The following is a 17,695-nucleotide window of genomic DNA, read 5'->3' as shown; positions in this document are numbered from 1 at the left end:
TTGTAGGCCGGATAAGACGATAGTCGCCATCCGGCAATCTTCACGCCTAGCTTATGGCCTGCTCAACCTCAAATCGATTGGTGACTTTGCTGTCGATTTTCACGTAGGCCGAATGCTCCTTCGCCACAATTAACACTTCGCTTATCCCTTCTTTCGCCAGCAGACGCTGCTTCAACGTGTCATCCGCGGCAATCTCTGGTGGGATTTCCACGCGCAGGCTGCTGACGTACGGCGGTTCTTTCATTGTGCTTGCCACCAGTAACCAAATGGCTGCCAGCAGCGCGCCAGCCAGGAATACGGCCTGACCATCAAACATTTCGACCACCCAACCACCGAGTGAACCGCCAATCGCCACGCCAAGAAACTGGCTGGTGGAGTAAACGCCCATCGCCGTGCCTTTATAACCTGCAGGTGATTCTTTGCTGATAAGCGAGGGGAGAAGGGCTTCCATCAGGTTAAAGGCGAGGAAGAAGATCTGCACGCCCGCAATCAGACCCCAGAAACGAATGTTAGCGCTCCACAATACAATCTCTGCAATAAGGATCAGTAACACGCAGGCGAGGAATACGCGTTTCATCTTGCGCTTCACTTCGGCGTAAATGATGAACGGCACCACGGAAACAAAGGACAGCAGCATCGTCACCAGATAAATTTTCCAGTGTTCTGCGGCGGGGAAACCGGCTTTCGCCAGTTGTCCTGGTAACGCGACGAAAGTGGACATCAGCAAAATGTGCAGGCACATGATGCCAAAATTAAGCTTCAGCAGTTTGGGCTCCGCCAGCACTTTGCTGAAGCTATCTTTTACCATGCCCGATTCACGGTTTAGTACGTGGCTGGTGCTATTGGGAACGACCCAAATGGTCAGCACGATACCCGTGGTGGCAAGGGCGGCAATCATCCAGAACAGCGCGTGGAGCCCCAGCGCATGGGTAACGATTGGCCCCAGCACCATCGCAATGGCAAAGGTGATACCAAAGCTGACGCCGATAAACGCCATCGCTTTGGTGCGGTTTTGCTCGCGGGTTAAGTCGGAAAGCAGCGCCATCACGGCGGCGGCAATCGCGCCAGAGCCTTGTAGGGCGCGGCCAAGAATTATTCCCCAGATTGAATCGGAGAGCGCGGCAATCACGCTGCCGAGAACGAAAACCGCCAGTCCGCCGACAATAAGCGGCTTACGACCAATGCGGTCAGAGAGCAGACCAAAGGGGATCTGGAAGACTGCCTGTGCCAGGCCGTAAATGCCGATGGCAAGGCCTATCAGCGCTTCACTGGCGCCCTGTAGCGCCATACCGTACGTGGTCAGAACCGGCAGAACCATAAACATGCCAAGCATGCGCAACGAGAATACGGTCCCTAAACCCCAGGTGGCGCGCAACTCACCGGGCGTCATTTTGTAATCGTTCATTCCCACCTCTGTATTAATTTCGCGCCTAGTGTAAAGCGGGGAAGGAGTGCGGTAAACCTCTACGATATGTGGAATTGTGTAGCGCGGAAACTTAAATAGTTACAGTTGCAACTAATTTACTTGCGATAATTACAGGTGTAGTCTTTTTGTGGTTATTTCTAATGGAAAGAGGGAAAAGGAAAATGGTATTTCGTAATAAATATCACCAATTGATTCAGGCTGATGACGGTATTCAATGGACATCATTCTAATGAGTATTCAAGACGATGTGTTAAAGCTTTTCAGGGAAGAAATACCCGGGTATTTGGATGAAAACTGGAAAGAGGTTCCTTTAGAACTCGACTCAGAACTATTTGATGTCCCCGGTGATGACCTCCACAGTGCTCTGACTCGATATGAGAAAGAGTTTAAAGTCGATTTATCATGTGTGAACTGGAAACCGTATTATCCGTGGCACAATTTGCCACTATTCACTAGATGGTTCAAAGCTAAATGGGAAGAAGTAGAAGGCACACGTTTACCTTTAACCGTAAGGATGTTTGCGGAGTCAGCAGAGGCGGGGAAATGGTTGTTTGAGATCTGGCCTGATGAACAAAAAGACGAGACCTGACGCTGTCAAAATCGGGTAGTAAATAAAAAGGATGCCGAAGTACCCTTTTAGCATTCGCTGAATTTACCCAACCAAGGTCAACAGGGTGTATGAATAATACATCATAAAGTCTAATGATATCATGATATTAGTACGACTAAAGATCGCATACAGTGGACATCTTTCTGATGAGAAATTATGAAGCTGAAGTTATTGAGTACATCATGAAGAATTACCCAATCAGGGAACGCTGGTTTAGACCTGGTCTTAGGCAGGTTACTAAAGAATGGACTCTGGAGGATGATTTTCAGTTTGTTCCGGAAGATGCATATGATTTTTTAGCTGATTTATTTGAACATTTTGATATTGAATATTCGAATTTTGATGGGAGGAATTATATTGAACAAGAATACCCTTTCTGGAAAAAAGAGCCTCCCGATATTGAGTTAAAACCTCTGACAGTTGGGATGATTATTGAGTCAGCAAAGGCCGGGAAATGGCTATATGATTGAATAGCTTTCTTGCCAATAAAAAGGGTGCCGAAGCACCCTTTTCGTATCAGCAGATTTTACCAGACGTAAGTCAGCAGGTTCTGCGAGTTTGGCACCATAAAGTCGACGGACATCATCACGGAAAGCGCGGTAATGGCGATGATGGAGAAGCCGAACAGCTTGCGCGCCCAGACTTTGTCATCTTCCACTTTATAACCGCGCAGCGCCATGCCCAACCACCAGACGCTCACCGCCGCAGCAACAATCAGGTATTTATAACCTGCATAGCCGCCCAGGGTTAGCATCAGCGTGGCGATAGCAAATGCCACGATGTACAGCGTGATATGGTTTTTCGCGACTGAAATACCTTTCACCACCGGCAGTACCGGGATGTTGGCAGCCTGATAATCCTTAAAGCGGAAAATCGCAATCGCGTAAGAGTGCGGCATCTGCCACAGGCTGAAAATAGCCAGCAGAATCAGCGCACCGCTATCGAACTCACCGGTTACGGCGCAGTAGCCAATCACCGGTGGTGCTGCGCCGGAGAGTGAGCCAATCAGCGTGCCATAAACGGAATGGCGCTTCATGTACAGGCTATAAACGCCCACATAGACCACGAAGCCCATTACCCCCAGCCAGCAGGCCAGTGGGTTCGCGCCAAACCACAGCAGCATAAAGCCAGCAATACCCAGCAGGGTGGCGTATACCAGCGAGACCGCAGGGGAAATCAGACCTTTAACCAGCACGCGGTTTTTGGTCCTCTCCATCTTCCTGTCGATATCCCTGTCGATGTAGTTGTTAAATACACAACCCGACGCCACAACCAGTGACACCCCAACCAGCGTGTAGATAAACAGGGGATAATCAATGCTGCCTTTCGAGGCCAGCAGGAACCCCCCAATCACCGAGATCAGGTTGCCAAAGATGATGCCTGGTTTCGTTACTTGCAGGTATTGCTTAAACATCATAATCGCCGCTCTTAGTGCATCATCATGTTGTAGTTAAGGTTCCACATAATCCAGATGGAGCCCACAACCAGGATGGCGATGATTAGCACAGTAAAGACAAAGGCCGTCATGTTCCAACCTTCATCAGATTTGCTATTCATGTGCAGGAAGCACACCAGGTGCACCAGAATCTGTACCACTGCCATTGCCAGAATAGTTCCCAGAATGACGGCCGGAGAGGCAGAACCTGTCATCACCATCCAGAACGGAATGACCGTCAGGATGATCGACAGGATAAAACCTGTCATGTAGGTTTTTACGCTGCCATGGGATGCGCCGCCGCTCTCGTTAGCATGACTCATTACATCGCCCCCATCAGATAAACAACAGTGAACACACAGATCCATACCACATCCAGGAAGTGCCAGAACAGGCTCAGGCACATGATGCGGGTACGGTTAGTACTGGTCAGGCCGCGACGAGCCACCTGCACCATCAGCACCGCCATCCAGATAAGACCGGAGGTGACGTGCAGACCGTGCGTGCCGACCAGCGCGAAGAACGCAGACAGGAAGCCGCTGCGATCCGGGCCCATACCGTTAACAATCAGGTGATGGAATTCATAGAGTTCCATCCCGATGAATCCGGCACCGAACAAGAAGGTCAACGCCAGCCAGGAAATAACCTGGCTCTTGTTGTTCTTGTACATAGCGATAGCCGCCATGCCGTAAGTAATGGAGCTGAATAACAGCAGGAATGTTTCAACCAGAACGAACGGCAGTTCAAAAATGTCCTTACCTGTTGGGCCACCTGCGGTGCCGTTCACCAGAACGGCATAGGTTGCAAACAGAATAGAGAACAGAATGCAGTCGCTCATCAGGTAGATCCAAAATCCGAAGATCTTGGTCTGGCCTGCATCGTGGTGCCCGTGTTCGTGCGCGTGGGCAGTCGCGTGCGTTAAAGTATCAGTTGCCATTTTTCAGCCCTGCCTTAGTAATCTCATCGAAATGCTGGTTTTCCAGTTTTTCGACTTCCGGGACCGGCACGTAGTAATCCACGTCTTCATCAAAGCTTTTCACAATCCAGCTGATGATCATGCCTGCGAAGCTTGCAATCGCCAGCCACCAGATATGCCAGATCATGGCGAAACCAAACAGTGTCGCGAAGGCGGTAATGACGATACCGGCACCGCTGTTCTTCGGCATATGAATTTCTTCATAGTGCGCAGGCTGCTTGTACGCTTCACCTTTTTCTTTCATTTCCCAGAAGGCATCACGCTCGTGAACGTGCGGCACAACGGCAAAGTTGTAGAACGGAGGTGGGGAAGAGGTTGCCCACTCCAGCGTACGGCCACCCCATGGGTCACCGGTCAGGTCACGGTTCTGCTCGCGGTCGCGAATAGAAACGTAAATCTGAATCAGCTGGCACAGGATACCCAGTGCAATCAGTGCAGCACCGCAGGCGGCAACGACCAGCATTGGATGGAACTGAGGGTCAATCTGCTGGCTGAGACGACGGGTCATCCCCATGAAGCCCAGCACGTACAGCGGCATAAATGCCACGAAGAAGCCGATGATCCAGAACCAGAACGCGCGTTTACCCCAGGTTTCGTTCAGCGTGAAGCCAAACGCCTTTGGCCACCAGTAGGTCATACCTGCGAAGCAGCCAAATACGACGCCGCCGATGATAACGTTATGGAAGTGCGCAATCAGGAACAGACTATTGTGCAGTACGAAGTCCGCACCCGGCACCGCCAGCAGTACGCCGGTCATACCGCCGACTGAGAAGGTCACGATAAAGCCAATCGTCCACAGCATCGCTGAGTGGAATACGATACGGCCCTGATACATGGTGAACAGCCAGTTGAAGATCTTCACCCCGGTCGGGATGGCGATAATCATGGTGGTAATACCGAAGAAGGCGTTTACGTTAGCGCCTGCACCCATGGTGAAGAAGTGGTGCAGCCAAACAACGAACGACAGAACGGTGATACACACGGTTGCCCACACCAGCGAGGTGTAACCAAACAGGCGTTTACGCGAGAAGGTTGCAGCGATTTCGGAGAATACCCCGAAGACCGGCAGAACCAGAATGTACACTTCCGGATGGCCCCAGGCCCAAATCAGGTTGATGTACATCATCATGTTGCCGCCCATATCGTTGGTAAAGAAATGGGTGCCCAGATAGCGATCCAGGGTCAGCAACGCGACGGTGACAGTCAGGATTGGGAAAGAAGCGATAATCAGGATGTTCGCACACAGAGACGCCCAACTGAATACCGGCATCTTGAACATGGTCATACCTGGCGCACGCATCTTAATGATGGTCACAAAGAAGTTGATACCGGTCAGCGTTGTACCAATACCGGACAACTGGACTGCCCATATCCAATAATCGACCCCGACGCTTGGACTGTACTCTATTCCCGAGAGCGGCGGATACGCCAGCCAACCGGTCTGAGCAAATTCACCTACGCCCAGAGACAGGTTAACCAGGATTACGCCGACAACGGTGAACCAGAAGCTCAGGTTGTTCAGGAATGGGAACGCAACGTCACGTGCGCCGATCTGCAGCGGAACCACCAGGTTCATCAGACCGATAACAAATGGCATTGCCACGAAGAAGATCATGATCACGCCGTGAGCCGTGAAGATCTGGTCGTAGTGGTGAGGAGGCAGGAAGCCCGCTTCACCTGCAGAAGCCAGCGCTTGCTGACTACGCATCATGATGGCGTCGGCAAAGCCACGAATCAACATGACGATTGCGACGATGACATACATGATGCCAAGGCGTTTGTGGTCAACCGAAGTCAGCCACTCTTTCCACAGGTAGGTCCACTTACCGAAGTAAGTGATTAGGCCCAGTAAGGCCGCACCACCGATGATAATGGCAGCGATCGTAACCATGACAATGGGTTCATGGAACGGCACTGCATCCAGCGTCAATTTTCCGAACATCGTATTCTTCCTCGGCCCCTTAGTGAGCGGATTCCGCGTGGCTCATGTCCATGCCTTCCATGCCTTCGTGTGCGTTGTGCTCACCTTCGGGTTGGGTCATGTCCATGCTCTTACCGTGAGCCATAAATTTGTTAATAACGTCTTTAAACAAATCGGGTTTCACGTTGGAGAAGTATTCCACCTGGTTGTATTCGCTTGGCACAGCCACTTTCTCGAACGCAGCCATGTCGCTCATGGTGTTCGTGGACTGTTTAGCTTTAGCAACCCATTGGTCGAATTCGGCGCGGTCCTTTGTTGCGATAGCCTTGAACTTCATGCCGGAGAAGCCTGGTCCGCTATAGCTTGCGGAGATACCATCATAAGTACCGACTTCGTTGGCGATCAGATGCAGTCGAGTCTGCATACCGGCCATGGCATAAATCTGGCTACCCAGACGCGGGATAAAGAAGGAGTTCATCACGGAGTTGGATGTCACTTTGAACTCAACCGGAGTATTCGCCGGGAAGGCGATTTCATTCACGGTAGCGATACCCTGTTCCGGATAGATGAAGAACCATTTCCAGTCCATGGAAACCACTTCGATGGTAATGGGCTTCTCGTCATGCGCCAGCGGTTTGCTTGGCTCAAGAGCGTGAGTGGTTTTCCAGGTCAGTACGGCAAGGAAAATGATGATTAAGATCGGCACCGTCCAGACCACAGCTTCCACTTTATTGGAGTGTGACCAGTTCGGGCTGTACTTCGCATCTTTATTGCTTGCACGATACTTCCAGGCAAAACCAACAGCCATCAAGATGGCAGGAATAACGACAATCAACATCAGGCCAAATGCCGTCAGTATCAGTGAACGTTGTTCCAGTCCAATCTGTCCTTTAGGGTCAAGCAGCGCAGAATTACAGCCACTGAGTAACGCAGTGCCTGCAATTAATGACAACCATCCCAAACTTTTATTGTATTTCCTGAGTCTCATTTAACGACCTCAATTCCACGGGACCGGGTGGCGTTTAAAGTGTGAGGGCATTTTACGGGAAGGTTACATTACTGTAAACATCCTTGGATCTGTGTTACTGGGTTCTGCCGTGCATGTCACATATGTTGCAATATATGTCGCTTTGACTTTAAGAACCTGTTGCGACATCACGTTATAACGAAAGCAGGCAGACGGGGGACAGGCTGAGGGCAATTGGTATAACCAATACTAAAATAAAACAATTGTTTAACAATAAAAAGACAAATGATGAACAAAAAATAAATCTGATTCGGCTGAATCGAGTAAGGAAAATAGAATTTATAAAAGGAGTCAATAATTTCCAAATTCTATGGCGCACAAAACAACAAATATTATTTTCATTAACTGCTGTTTATTTGGCCGTTATAATTACGCAAGGTGATTACAACGGCCAAATTAATGTGAAAAATTACATCAGACGTGTTTTTCGTAGTGCAAGATAGTCCAGTAACCCACCAAATACGACGCCACAGATGACGACCGCGACTGAGACTTCAAGCAGCCCCGCCAGGAAAGAGAAGTTGGTGTAATCCAGCGCGTTCATGGTGAGCAGCAACAGCCAAACAGCCAGCAAACAGCAGCCCGCTACTAGCGTCATCAAAGCCAGATTGTATGCCCCACGGAACTCTGTGCGTGGAATAAAACTCTCATTTTGCCAGCTATGTTCCAGCGTCTGGCGGCAAACCAGCAGCAGCAGGAGTCCAGGGATCGCGGCAAACACGGAAAACAGATAAAACGTTGGCCATCCGTGCGCTTCGACGAACCAACCTGCCACTGGGCCCACATAGACGCGACCAACAGCCGAAAGGGCAGAGAGCAGGGCAAACTGGGTTGCGGAGAACGATTTATTACACAGCGTCATTAATAAGGCGACAAACGCCGCCGTGCCCATCCCGCCACACAGGTTTTCAAAGAAGACGGCGGCCGCCATACTGAACATGTGTTTGTCAGTGATGGACAGTAGCCAGTAACCTGCATTTGACGCCCCCTGTAGGATGCCGAATATCAGCAATGCGCGGAACAGCGAAAGGCGCTGCATTAGGATCCCGCCATAGAGTGCGCCAACGATGGTTGCCAGCAGCCCCAGCGTTTTATTCACCACGCCGACTTCACCCGCATCAAATCCGACGCCGCGGATCAAAAAGGTGGTGGTCAGGCTCATAGCGAAGGCATCACCGAGCTTATACAGCACAATGAGCAGCAAAATCAGCCAGGCGTTGTTACGACCAAAAAAGTCACGCAGCGGCGCAGCAACCGCTTGTTCCAATGTTTTAGGCACTGGAATGGTGTCAGTGGGTTCGGGCGCTAACAGGGTGGCGATAATGCAGGGAATCAGTAGCGCGGCCATCAGCCAGTACATACCTTGCCAGCCGAGCCAGCGGTCGGCCATCCACAGTGCCAGCCCGCCGGAAACCAGCATCCCTAAACGATAGCCCAGCACGCTGATTGCTGCACCGGTACCGCGTTCTTCTGCCGGTAAAACGTCTGTTTTCCAGGCGTCAAAAACAATATCCTGCGACGCCGAACAAAATGCGATCACCACTGCGAGTGCCGCCATCCAGCGTAACTGCGTTCCAGGTTCCAGAAAACCCATCGCGGCGATGGATATAAGAAGCAATACCTGGGTAGTCAACAGCCAACCGCGACGACGACCTAAAAACGGTGGGGTATAGCGGTCCATTACCGGGGACCAGAGAAACTTAAATACGTAGGCCTGGCCGACCAGAGAAAAGAAACCGATAGTTTTCAGATCGATATTTTCGACCGTCATCCACGCCTGAAGCGTACCGGAGGTCAGGGCGAGCGGTAAACCGGAAGCAAAACCTAACATCAGCAGAATCGCTGATTTTGGTTGCTGAAAAATACGTAAATAGTGATTGGACATGGGCATTAAAAGCTGACCCGGCGAAATGCCGGGTCAGGGGGCTTAAATTAGCGAGCGTTCTGTTTGATGAAATCGTGAACGCTGGTGTCCTGGGACATATCAGCGATGGTGTCGGTCAAGACGCTGTTAACGGCATCAGCAATATTTTTGTTAGAGGCCTGGAATGCGCCTTCAACAGAGTAGCTTGCACGGTAGTTTTTGGTCATCTTGTTACCGTTGGCAGCCGTTGCAATAATGGCGATGTCTGCTTTGGTGGCGATGTTATAGCGCACGCTACCCTGAGACACGTCAGCGTAAAGCTGGCTTACGATGATTTGCAGGTTAACTGCACCGTTTGGACCCACCATATAACCGCGTGCAGTCATCTGTTTTTCCAGCACTTCTTGCAGCAGGAAGCGCAGATCGCGGGACGCGGTCAGAGTAACCAGTTGATTGTCGCGGGTGACTTTTGCCAGTGCCTGATCCTGACGCTGGTCGGCACCGTTGATGCTGACAGTCACGCCCATCAGACTCGGATCCTGCTGTGGCAGGGTAATTTTCGGCGATACGTTGATGGTAGTGGGCGGAGTTGCGCAGCCAGCCAACATAAACAGCGCGACTAAAGGAAAGAGGATTTTTTTAAACATGCCAGGGCTCTCAGCGAATCTAAATTGTATGGTTAGAGAAAATTCCCGCCATCATAACATCGCCAACGATGAGGGGAAGTGGGTAACGCATGTAAATTCATCATGTTGTTCGTTTTATGATTTTGTAGAGACCATAAACGGACTTTTTGCAATAAATCGAAGTGAGGATTCAGTAAACTTCATTCGTTTGGGTGAGAAAATCAGACAAGCGCTAATTTTTTGTTGCTAAGGTGTAATGAAAACGGTAAAAGCGGCTAGTATTTAAAGGGATGGGTGACATCTCAGCGTTGTCGGAGGAAAAATTTCATGATGATTCGTGAGCAAATAGAAGAAAAATTAAGGGCAGCGTTCCAACCCGTGTTCCTCGAAGTTGTGGATGAAAGCTATCGTCACAATGTCCCGGCAGGTTCTGAAAGCCACTTTAAGGTTGTGCTGGTCAGCGATCGCTTTACAGGTGAACGTTTTCTTAATCGTCATCGGATGATTTACAGCACGTTAACGGCGGAGCTTTCCACAACCGTTCATGCCCTTGCCCTGCATACCTACACTATTAAGGAGTGGGAAGCATTGCAGGATACAATTTTTGCATCGCCTCCGTGTCGTGGGGCGGGAAGCATCGCGTAAAAACGGATTTGCAACAACCGACGCTTTTCCAGTATGTTGCTACAGAATATGTGAAAACGGCCTACGGGCCGTTTTGTTTTGTCTGAATTCTGCGTAGGTCGTCCAGTATTCAGACAAAAATTAGCCGGGAATTGTGAAAAAAGCCGCAGCAACGCGCAATAACCGTTCTCGACTCATAAAAGTGATGCCGCTATAATGCGCGTCTTATTTTTCGGAATGTCTTCGGGATGATTCTGACGACAGGGAATGTGATTGATTATGAGAACATCCCAGTTCCGCGAAGCCAACAACCTGTGCTTGCGGAGAAGAGTTGACCGAGCACTGTGATTTTTTGAGGTAACAAGATGCAAGTTTCAGTTGAAACCACTCAAGGCCTTGGCCGCCGTGTAACGATTACTATCGCTGCTGACAGCATCGAGACCGCTGTGAAAAGCGAGCTGGTCAACGTAGCGAAGAAAGTGCGAATTGACGGTTTCCGCAAAGGAAAAGTACCGATGAATGTTGTTGCTCAGCGTTATGGCGCGTCTGTTCGCCAGGACGTTCTGGGCGACCTGATGAGCCGCAACTTCGTTGACGCGATCATCAAAGAAAAAATCAATCCGGCTGGCGCACCGAACTACGTTCCGGGCGAATACAAACTGGGTGAAGATTTTACTTACGCGGTAGAGTTCGAAGTTTACCCGGAAGTTGAGCTGACTGGCCTGGAAGCAATCGAAGTTGAAAAACCGGTTGTTGAAGTTACTGACGCTGACGTTGACGTGATGCTGGACACCCTGCGTAAGCAGCAGGCAACCTGGAAAGACAAAGACGGCGCTGCTGATGCAGAAGACCGTGTAACCATCGACTTCACCGGCTCTGTAGACGGCGAAGAGTTCGAAGGCGGCAAAGCGTCTGACTTCGTACTGGCGATGGGCCAGGGTCGTATGATCCCGGGCTTTGAAGAAGGCGTTAAAGGCCACAAAGCTGGCGAAGAGTTCACCATCGATGTGACCTTCCCGGAAGAGTACCACGCTGAAAACCTGAAAGGTAAAGCCGCTAAATTCGTTATCAACCTGAAGAAAGTTGAAGAACGTGAACTGCCGGAACTGACCGAAGAATTCATCAAACGTTTCGGCGTTGAAGATGGTTCCGTAGCAGGCCTGCGCGCTGAAGTGCGTAAAAACATGGAGCGTGAGCTGAAAGGTGCTGTACGTAACCGTGTTAAGTCTCAGGCGATCGAAGGTCTGGTTAAAGCCAACGACATCGACGTTCCTGCTGCACTGATCGACAGCGAAATCGACGTTCTGCGTCGTCAGGCTGCACAGCGTTTCGGTGGCAACGAGAAGCAAGCTCTGGAACTGCCGCGTGAACTGTTCGAAGAACAGGCTAAGCGTCGCGTAGTTGTTGGTCTGCTGCTGGGCGAAGTGATTCGTACCAACGAACTGAAAGCTGACGAAGATCGCGTAAAAGGCCTGATCGAAGAAATGGCTTCTGCTTACGAAGATCCGAAAGAAGTTGTTGAGTTCTACAGCAAAAACAAAGAGCTGATGGACAACATGCGTAACGTCGCTCTGGAAGAGCAGGCTGTTGAAGCCGTTCTGGCGAAAGCGAAAGTGACTGAAAAAGCCACTTCCTTCAACGAACTGATGAACCAGCAGGCGTAATTCGTCGCTTTTTTAGCACGAATTTCATACGCAAGCCCGTCACCTTTTGGTGGCGGGCTTTTTTTTGTCACGCATTTTGCATGGGAAGGGTGCGAAAACAGCGTTTCAGTGTTAGCGTTACAACAAAAGATTGTTATGCTTGAATTATGGCGATGTCGTACCCATTACTGAGGGACTAGCTGATAATCCGTCCATAAGGTTACAATCAGCACAGCAGGTTTTTTCAAATTTTATCCAGGAGACGGAAATGTCATACAGCGGCGAACGAGATAACTTTGCACCCCATATGGCGCTGGTGCCGATGGTCATTGAACAGACCTCACGTGGTGAGCGCTCTTTTGATATCTATTCTCGTCTACTTAAGGAACGCGTCATTTTTCTGACCGGCCAGGTCGAAGACCATATGGCTAACCTGATCGTGGCGCAGATGCTGTTCCTGGAAGCAGAAAACCCGGAAAAAGATATCTACCTGTATATTAACTCCCCTGGTGGTGTGATTACTGCAGGGATGTCTATCTATGACACCATGCAGTTTATTAAGCCGGACGTCAGCACCATTTGTATGGGCCAGGCGGCCTCAATGGGCGCGTTCCTGCTGACTGCCGGGGCGAAAGGTAAACGTTTTTGCCTGCCTAACTCTCGCGTCATGATCCACCAGCCTCTGGGCGGCTACCAGGGTCAGGCAACGGATATTGAAATTCATGCCCGTGAAATCCTGAAGGTAAAAGGGCGCATGAACGAACTTATGGCGCATCATACGGGTCAATCTCTTGAGCAGATTGAACGTGATACCGAGCGCGATCGCTTCCTCTCCGCTTCTGAAGCGGTGGAGTACGGTCTGGTCGACTCGATTTTGACCCATCGTAATTAATGCCCAGGGCGCAGGTGTGCCGCTATAATTACCTGGAGCGGCACAACGCTGACTAGCGTCTTGCGCCTGAGAATGGCATTTGCGTCGTCGTGTGCGGCACAAAGAACAAAGAAGAGGTTTTGACCCATGACAGATAAACGCAAAGATGGCTCGGGCAAATTGTTGTACTGCTCTTTTTGCGGCAAAAGCCAGCATGAAGTGCGTAAGCTGATTGCCGGACCATCCGTGTATATCTGCGACGAATGTGTTGATTTATGTAACGACATCATTCGCGAAGAGATTAAGGAAGTAGCACCGCACCGTGAACGCAGTGCGCTGCCGACGCCACATGAAATTCGCAACCACCTGGACGATTACGTTATTGGCCAGGAACAGGCGAAGAAAGTGCTGGCGGTCGCGGTATACAACCATTACAAACGTCTGCGCAACGGCGACACCAGCAATGGCGTCGAGTTGGGTAAAAGTAACATCCTGCTGATTGGCCCGACGGGTTCTGGTAAAACGCTGTTGGCTGAAACGCTGGCGCGTCTGCTGGACGTTCCGTTCACCATGGCCGATGCCACCACCCTGACCGAAGCCGGTTATGTGGGTGAAGATGTTGAAAATATTATTCAGAAGCTGCTGCAGAAGTGCGATTACGACGTGCAGAAAGCGCAGCGCGGTATTGTCTATATCGATGAGATCGACAAGATTTCGCGTAAATCAGACAATCCGTCTATTACGCGTGACGTTTCCGGTGAAGGCGTACAGCAGGCGCTGTTGAAACTGATCGAAGGTACGGTTGCCGCCGTTCCGCCGCAGGGGGGTCGTAAACATCCTCAGCAGGAATTCCTGCAGGTTGATACCTCCAAGATCCTGTTTATCTGCGGTGGGGCATTTGCCGGTCTGGATAAAGTCATTGCTAACCGTGTTGAAACCGGCTCCGGCATTGGTTTTGGCGCAACGGTAAAAGCGCAGTCTGACAAAGCCAGCGAAGGTGAACTGCTGTCGCAGGTAGAACCGGAAGATCTGATTAAATTTGGTCTGATCCCTGAGTTCATCGGTCGTCTGCCGGTTGTGGCAACCCTGAGCGAACTGAGCGAAGAAGCGCTGATTCAGATCCTGAAAGAGCCGAAAAATGCCCTGACCAAGCAGTATCAGGCGCTGTTCAATCTTGAAGGTGTGGATCTGGAATTCCGCGAGGAAGCGCTGGATGCTATCGCCAGGAAAGCGATGATTCGTAAAACCGGTGCGCGTGGTTTGCGTTCTATCGTCGAAGCCGCGCTGCTCGACACCATGTACGATCTTCCTTCTATGGAAGACGTTGAAAAAGTGGTGATCGACGAGTCGGTGATTGGCGGTCAGAGCAAGCCGTTGCTGATTTACGGTAAGCCGGAAGCACAGCAGGCATCTGGCGAATAATTCATCAATTCATACAGACGTTTAACCAAAAAGGGGGGATTTTATCTCCCCTTTTATTTTTCCGTAAACATGGCGTTGAATGTGTGGGAAACATCCCCATATACTGACATACATGTTAAAGGTGGTGTGGAGCACAGTCGTACCACCTGATTACCTGGCGGAAACTAAACTAAGAGAGAGCTCTATGAATCCTGAGCGTTCTGAACGCATTGAAATCCCCGTATTGCCGTTGCGCGATGTGGTGGTTTATCCGCACATGGTCATACCCTTATTTGTAGGGCGGGAAAAATCTATCCGTTGTCTGGAAGCGGCTATGGACCATGATAAAAAAATCATGCTGGTCGCGCAGAAAGAAGCGTCAACGGATGAGCCGGGTGTAAACGATCTTTTCACCGTCGGGACCGTGGCCTCTATTTTGCAGATGCTGAAACTGCCTGACGGCACCGTAAAAGTGCTGGTCGAGGGGTTACAGCGCGCGCGTATTTCAGCGCTGTCTGACAACGGCGAGCATTTCTCTGCGAAAGCGGAGTACCTTGATTCGCCTGCTATTGATGAGCGCGAACAGGAAGTGCTGGTGCGTACTGCTATCAGCCAGTTCGAAGGCTATATCAAGCTGAATAAGAAAATCCCACCAGAAGTGCTGACGTCGCTGAACAGCATTGACGATCCTGCACGTCTGGCGGACACCATCGCAGCGCACATGCCGCTGAAGCTGGCTGACAAACAGTCCGTGCTGGAGATGTCCGACGTTAACGAACGTCTGGAATATCTGATGGCAATGATGGAATCTGAAATCGATCTGCTGCAGGTTGAGAAACGCATTCGCAACCGCGTGAAAAAGCAGATGGAGAAGTCCCAGCGTGAGTACTATCTGAACGAGCAGATGAAAGCGATTCAGAAAGAGCTCGGCGAGATGGACGATGCACCGGATGAAAACGAAGCGCTGAAGCGTAAGATCGACGCGGCGAAGATGCCGAAAGAGGCAAAAGAGAAAGCGGAAGCAGAGCTGCAGAAGCTGAAAATGATGTCTCCGATGTCGGCGGAAGCGACGGTGGTGCGTGGCTACATCGACTGGATGGTACAGGTTCCGTGGAATGCGCGTAGCAAGGTCAAAAAAGACCTGCGTCAGGCGCAGGAAATCCTCGATACCGACCATTATGGTCTGGAGCGCGTGAAAGACCGTATTCTTGAGTATCTTGCAGTCCAGAGCCGTGTGAACAAAATCAAGGGACCGATCCTGTGTCTGGTTGGACCGCCGGGGGTGGGTAAAACCTCTCTGGGTCAGTCCATCGCGAAAGCGACAGGGCGTAAATACATCCGTATGGCGCTTGGCGGCGTGCGTGATGAGGCTGAAATTCGTGGTCACCGCCGGACCTATATCGGTTCGATGCCGGGCAAACTGATCCAGAAAATGGCCAAAGTGGGCGTTAAAAACCCGCTGTTCCTGCTTGATGAGATCGACAAAATGTCTTCTGACATGCGTGGCGATCCGGCATCAGCACTGCTTGAGGTATTGGATCCAGAGCAGAACGTGGCGTTCAGCGATCACTACCTGGAAGTGGACTACGACCTCAGCGACGTCATGTTCGTTGCGACGTCGAACTCCATGAACATTCCGGCACCGTTGCTGGATCGTATGGAAGTGATTCGTCTGTCTGGCTATACCGAAGACGAGAAGCTGAACATTGCGAAACGTCATCTGTTGCCAAAACAGATTGAGCGTAATGCGCTGAAAAAAGGCGAACTGACGGTTGATGATAGCGCCATTGTGGGCATCATTCGTTACTACACCCGTGAAGCGGGCGTGCGTAGTCTGGAGCGCGAAATCTCCAAACTGTGCCGCAAAGCAGTTAAGCAATTGTTGCTCGATAAATCACTGAAACACATCGAGATCAATGGCGATAACCTGCACGACTACCTGGGCGTACAGCGCTTTGACTATGGCCGTGCGGATAACGAAAACCGCGTGGGTCAGGTGACCGGTCTGGCGTGGACGGAAGTGGGCGGCGATCTGCTGACCATTGAAACCGCCTGTGTGCCAGGTAAAGGCAAGCTGACTTACACCGGATCGCTCGGCGAAGTGATGCAGGAATCCATTCAGGCAGCACTGACCGTGGTGCGTGCGCGTGCGGAAAAACTGGGTATTAATCCGGACTTTTACGAAAAACGCGACATCCACGTTCACGTACCTGAAGGGGCAACGCCGAAAGATGGTCCAAGTGCGGGTATAGCGATGTGTACCGCGCTGGTTTCTTGTCTGACCGGTAACCCGGTTCGTGCCGATGTGGCGATGACTGGCGAGATCACCCTGCGTGGTCAGGTTCTGCCTATTGGTGGTTTGAAAGAGAAACTGCTGGCGGCGCACCGCGGCGGCATTAAAACGGTCTTAATTCCAGACGAAAACAAACGTGACCTGGAAGAGATTCCGGACAACGTCATTGCCGATCTTAATATTCACCCGGTGAAACGTATTGAGGAAGTTCTGACTCTTGCGTTACAAAATGAACCCTCTGGAATGCAGGTTGTGACGGCAAAATAGTGACCTCGCGCAAAGAGCATTAATAAAAACAGGGCTGGCAGGCCATTTCGGGCTTGCCAGCCTTTTTTTGTATAGCTAATTTAGATAACGGATTGGGCTTGCCATCATTATCGGGTGTTGTAAGGGCATGGCAGGCCTGATATAACTGCTGCGCGGTCGCACTTTGAAGGATTCTGGTGCGATATATATTATAAAGAGGAAGAGAAGAGTGAATAAATCTCAACTGATCGACAAAATTGCTGCAGGGGCTGATATCTCTAAAGCTGCGGCTGGACGTGCGTTAGATGCAATTATTGCTTCTGTTACCGAATCCCTGAAAGAAGGTGATGACGTAGCACTGGTAGGTTTTGGTACTTTTGCCGTTAAAGAGCGTGCTGCCCGTACTGGTCGCAACCCGCAAACAGGTAAAGAGATCACCATCGCCGCGGCTAAAGTACCGGGCTTCCGTGCAGGTAAAGCACTGAAAGACGCGGTAAACTAAGTGATTTCCCCTTTGGGGATGTGACTAAGTACAAGGGCGCATCAACCGATGTGCCTTTTTTATTTCCGATTCCGGTACTTTCTATGCGTTGTGGGCTGACAATTGCCCCTGTTTCTTGTCACAATAGGCCTTTGTGCGCAGCGTTCAGGAAACGCTATGCTGCGTGAAGCATATATACTCAAAATCCTTGCCGCCGTTGTTGTGTCAACGCGCAGGCGGCCTGAAGGGTA

The 17,695-nt window shown here is 50.6% G+C and carries 16 protein-coding genes; 8 read left to right on the top strand and 8 right to left on the bottom strand.

Annotation, left to right across the window (positions count from 1 at the left end; translation table 11 throughout):
- Positions 1 to 46: 46 nt before the first annotated feature.
- Positions 47 to 1,405: an MFS transporter gene (locus I6L54_RS19645; protein ID WP_040232713.1), complete on the bottom strand. Its 1,359-nt coding sequence runs from the start codon at positions 1,403 to 1,405 to the stop codon at positions 47 to 49.
- 235 nt (positions 1,406 to 1,640) lie between these two features.
- Between I6L54_RS19645 and I6L54_RS19640 the strand changes: the two genes are divergently transcribed.
- Together I6L54_RS19640 and I6L54_RS19635 are read left to right on the top strand one after the other, a co-directional pair.
- Entirely contained in the window at positions 1,641 to 2,015 is a 375-nt protein-coding gene (locus I6L54_RS19640) for a DUF1493 family protein (protein ID WP_040232711.1), read from the top strand.
- Between the two features lie 167 nt (positions 2,016 to 2,182).
- On the top strand, positions 2,183 to 2,506 hold the full coding sequence (locus I6L54_RS19635; RefSeq protein ID WP_005125159.1) for a DUF1493 family protein: 324 nt from the start codon (positions 2,183 to 2,185) through the stop codon (positions 2,504 to 2,506).
- Between the two features lie 56 nt (positions 2,507 to 2,562).
- Here the strand turns inward: I6L54_RS19635 and cyoE are convergent, their stop codons facing one another.
- From cyoE to I6L54_RS19600, 7 genes are all read right to left on the bottom strand, one after another.
- Positions 2,563 to 3,453, bottom strand: a complete 891-nt coding sequence (gene cyoE, locus I6L54_RS19630; protein WP_137378452.1) for a heme o synthase — start codon at positions 3,451 to 3,453, stop codon at positions 2,563 to 2,565.
- Between the two features lie 11 nt (positions 3,454 to 3,464).
- Complete coding sequence (locus I6L54_RS19625) at positions 3,465 to 3,794, bottom strand: cytochrome o ubiquinol oxidase subunit IV (RefSeq protein WP_003021607.1); 330 nt, start codon at positions 3,792 to 3,794, stop codon at positions 3,465 to 3,467.
- On the bottom strand, positions 3,794 to 4,408 hold the full coding sequence (locus I6L54_RS19620; protein WP_003021608.1) for a cytochrome o ubiquinol oxidase subunit III: 615 nt from the start codon (positions 4,406 to 4,408) through the stop codon (positions 3,794 to 3,796). The genes I6L54_RS19625 and I6L54_RS19620 overlap by 1 nt, the downstream gene beginning before the upstream one ends.
- The gene (gene cyoB, locus I6L54_RS19615) at positions 4,398 to 6,389 is read right to left on the bottom strand and encodes a cytochrome o ubiquinol oxidase subunit I (protein ID WP_003021610.1); all 1,992 of its coding nucleotides are present in this window, start codon (positions 6,387 to 6,389) and stop codon (positions 4,398 to 4,400) included. Before cyoB ends, I6L54_RS19620 begins: the two co-directional genes overlap by 11 nt.
- A gap of 19 nt (positions 6,390 to 6,408) precedes the next feature.
- Complete coding sequence (cyoA, locus tag I6L54_RS19610) at positions 6,409 to 7,356, bottom strand: cytochrome o ubiquinol oxidase subunit II (protein WP_003021613.1); 948 nt, start codon at positions 7,354 to 7,356, stop codon at positions 6,409 to 6,411.
- A gap of 448 nt (positions 7,357 to 7,804) precedes the next feature.
- Positions 7,805 to 9,280 (bottom strand): muropeptide MFS transporter AmpG, encoded by a 1,476-nt coding sequence (gene ampG / locus I6L54_RS19605; protein ID WP_040232709.1) that lies wholly within the window; start codon positions 9,278 to 9,280, stop codon positions 7,805 to 7,807.
- A gap of 47 nt (positions 9,281 to 9,327) precedes the next feature.
- On the bottom strand, positions 9,328 to 9,906 hold the full coding sequence (locus I6L54_RS19600) for a lipoprotein (protein WP_005125164.1): 579 nt from the start codon (positions 9,904 to 9,906) through the stop codon (positions 9,328 to 9,330).
- A gap of 306 nt (positions 9,907 to 10,212) precedes the next feature.
- Between I6L54_RS19600 and bolA the strand changes: the two genes are divergently transcribed.
- The 6 genes from bolA (at position 10,213) to hupB (ending at position 17,465) form a co-directional block, all read left to right on the top strand.
- Positions 10,213 to 10,530, top strand: a complete 318-nt coding sequence (gene bolA / locus I6L54_RS19595; protein ID WP_040232707.1) for a transcriptional regulator BolA — start codon at positions 10,213 to 10,215, stop codon at positions 10,528 to 10,530.
- Between the two features lie 344 nt (positions 10,531 to 10,874).
- Positions 10,875 to 12,173 (top strand): trigger factor, encoded by a 1,299-nt coding sequence (gene tig / locus I6L54_RS19590; protein ID WP_003021622.1) that lies wholly within the window; start codon positions 10,875 to 10,877, stop codon positions 12,171 to 12,173.
- A 247-nt stretch (positions 12,174 to 12,420) separates the two neighbouring features.
- Entirely contained in the window at positions 12,421 to 13,044 is a 624-nt protein-coding gene (gene clpP / locus I6L54_RS19585; RefSeq protein WP_003021624.1) for an ATP-dependent Clp endopeptidase proteolytic subunit ClpP, read from the top strand.
- 126 nt (positions 13,045 to 13,170) lie between these two features.
- Complete coding sequence (gene clpX, locus I6L54_RS19580) at positions 13,171 to 14,445, top strand: ATP-dependent protease ATP-binding subunit ClpX (RefSeq protein ID WP_040232704.1); 1,275 nt, start codon at positions 13,171 to 13,173, stop codon at positions 14,443 to 14,445.
- 184 nt (positions 14,446 to 14,629) lie between these two features.
- Entirely contained in the window at positions 14,630 to 16,984 is a 2,355-nt protein-coding gene (gene lon, locus I6L54_RS19575; RefSeq protein WP_003831014.1) for an endopeptidase La, read from the top strand.
- Positions 16,985 to 17,192: 208 nt separating this feature from the next.
- The gene (gene hupB, locus I6L54_RS19570; RefSeq protein WP_003021629.1) at positions 17,193 to 17,465 is read left to right on the top strand and encodes a nucleoid-associated protein HU-beta; all 273 of its coding nucleotides are present in this window, start codon (positions 17,193 to 17,195) and stop codon (positions 17,463 to 17,465) included.
- Positions 17,466 to 17,695: the final 230 nt, after the last annotated feature.

Source organism: Citrobacter pasteurii, assembly GCF_019047765.1.
Taxonomy (GTDB): Bacteria; Pseudomonadota; Gammaproteobacteria; order Enterobacterales; family Enterobacteriaceae; genus Citrobacter; species Citrobacter pasteurii.
The sequence above is the reverse complement of the archived record's forward strand: the minus strand, read 5'-3'. Positions and strand labels throughout refer to the sequence as shown.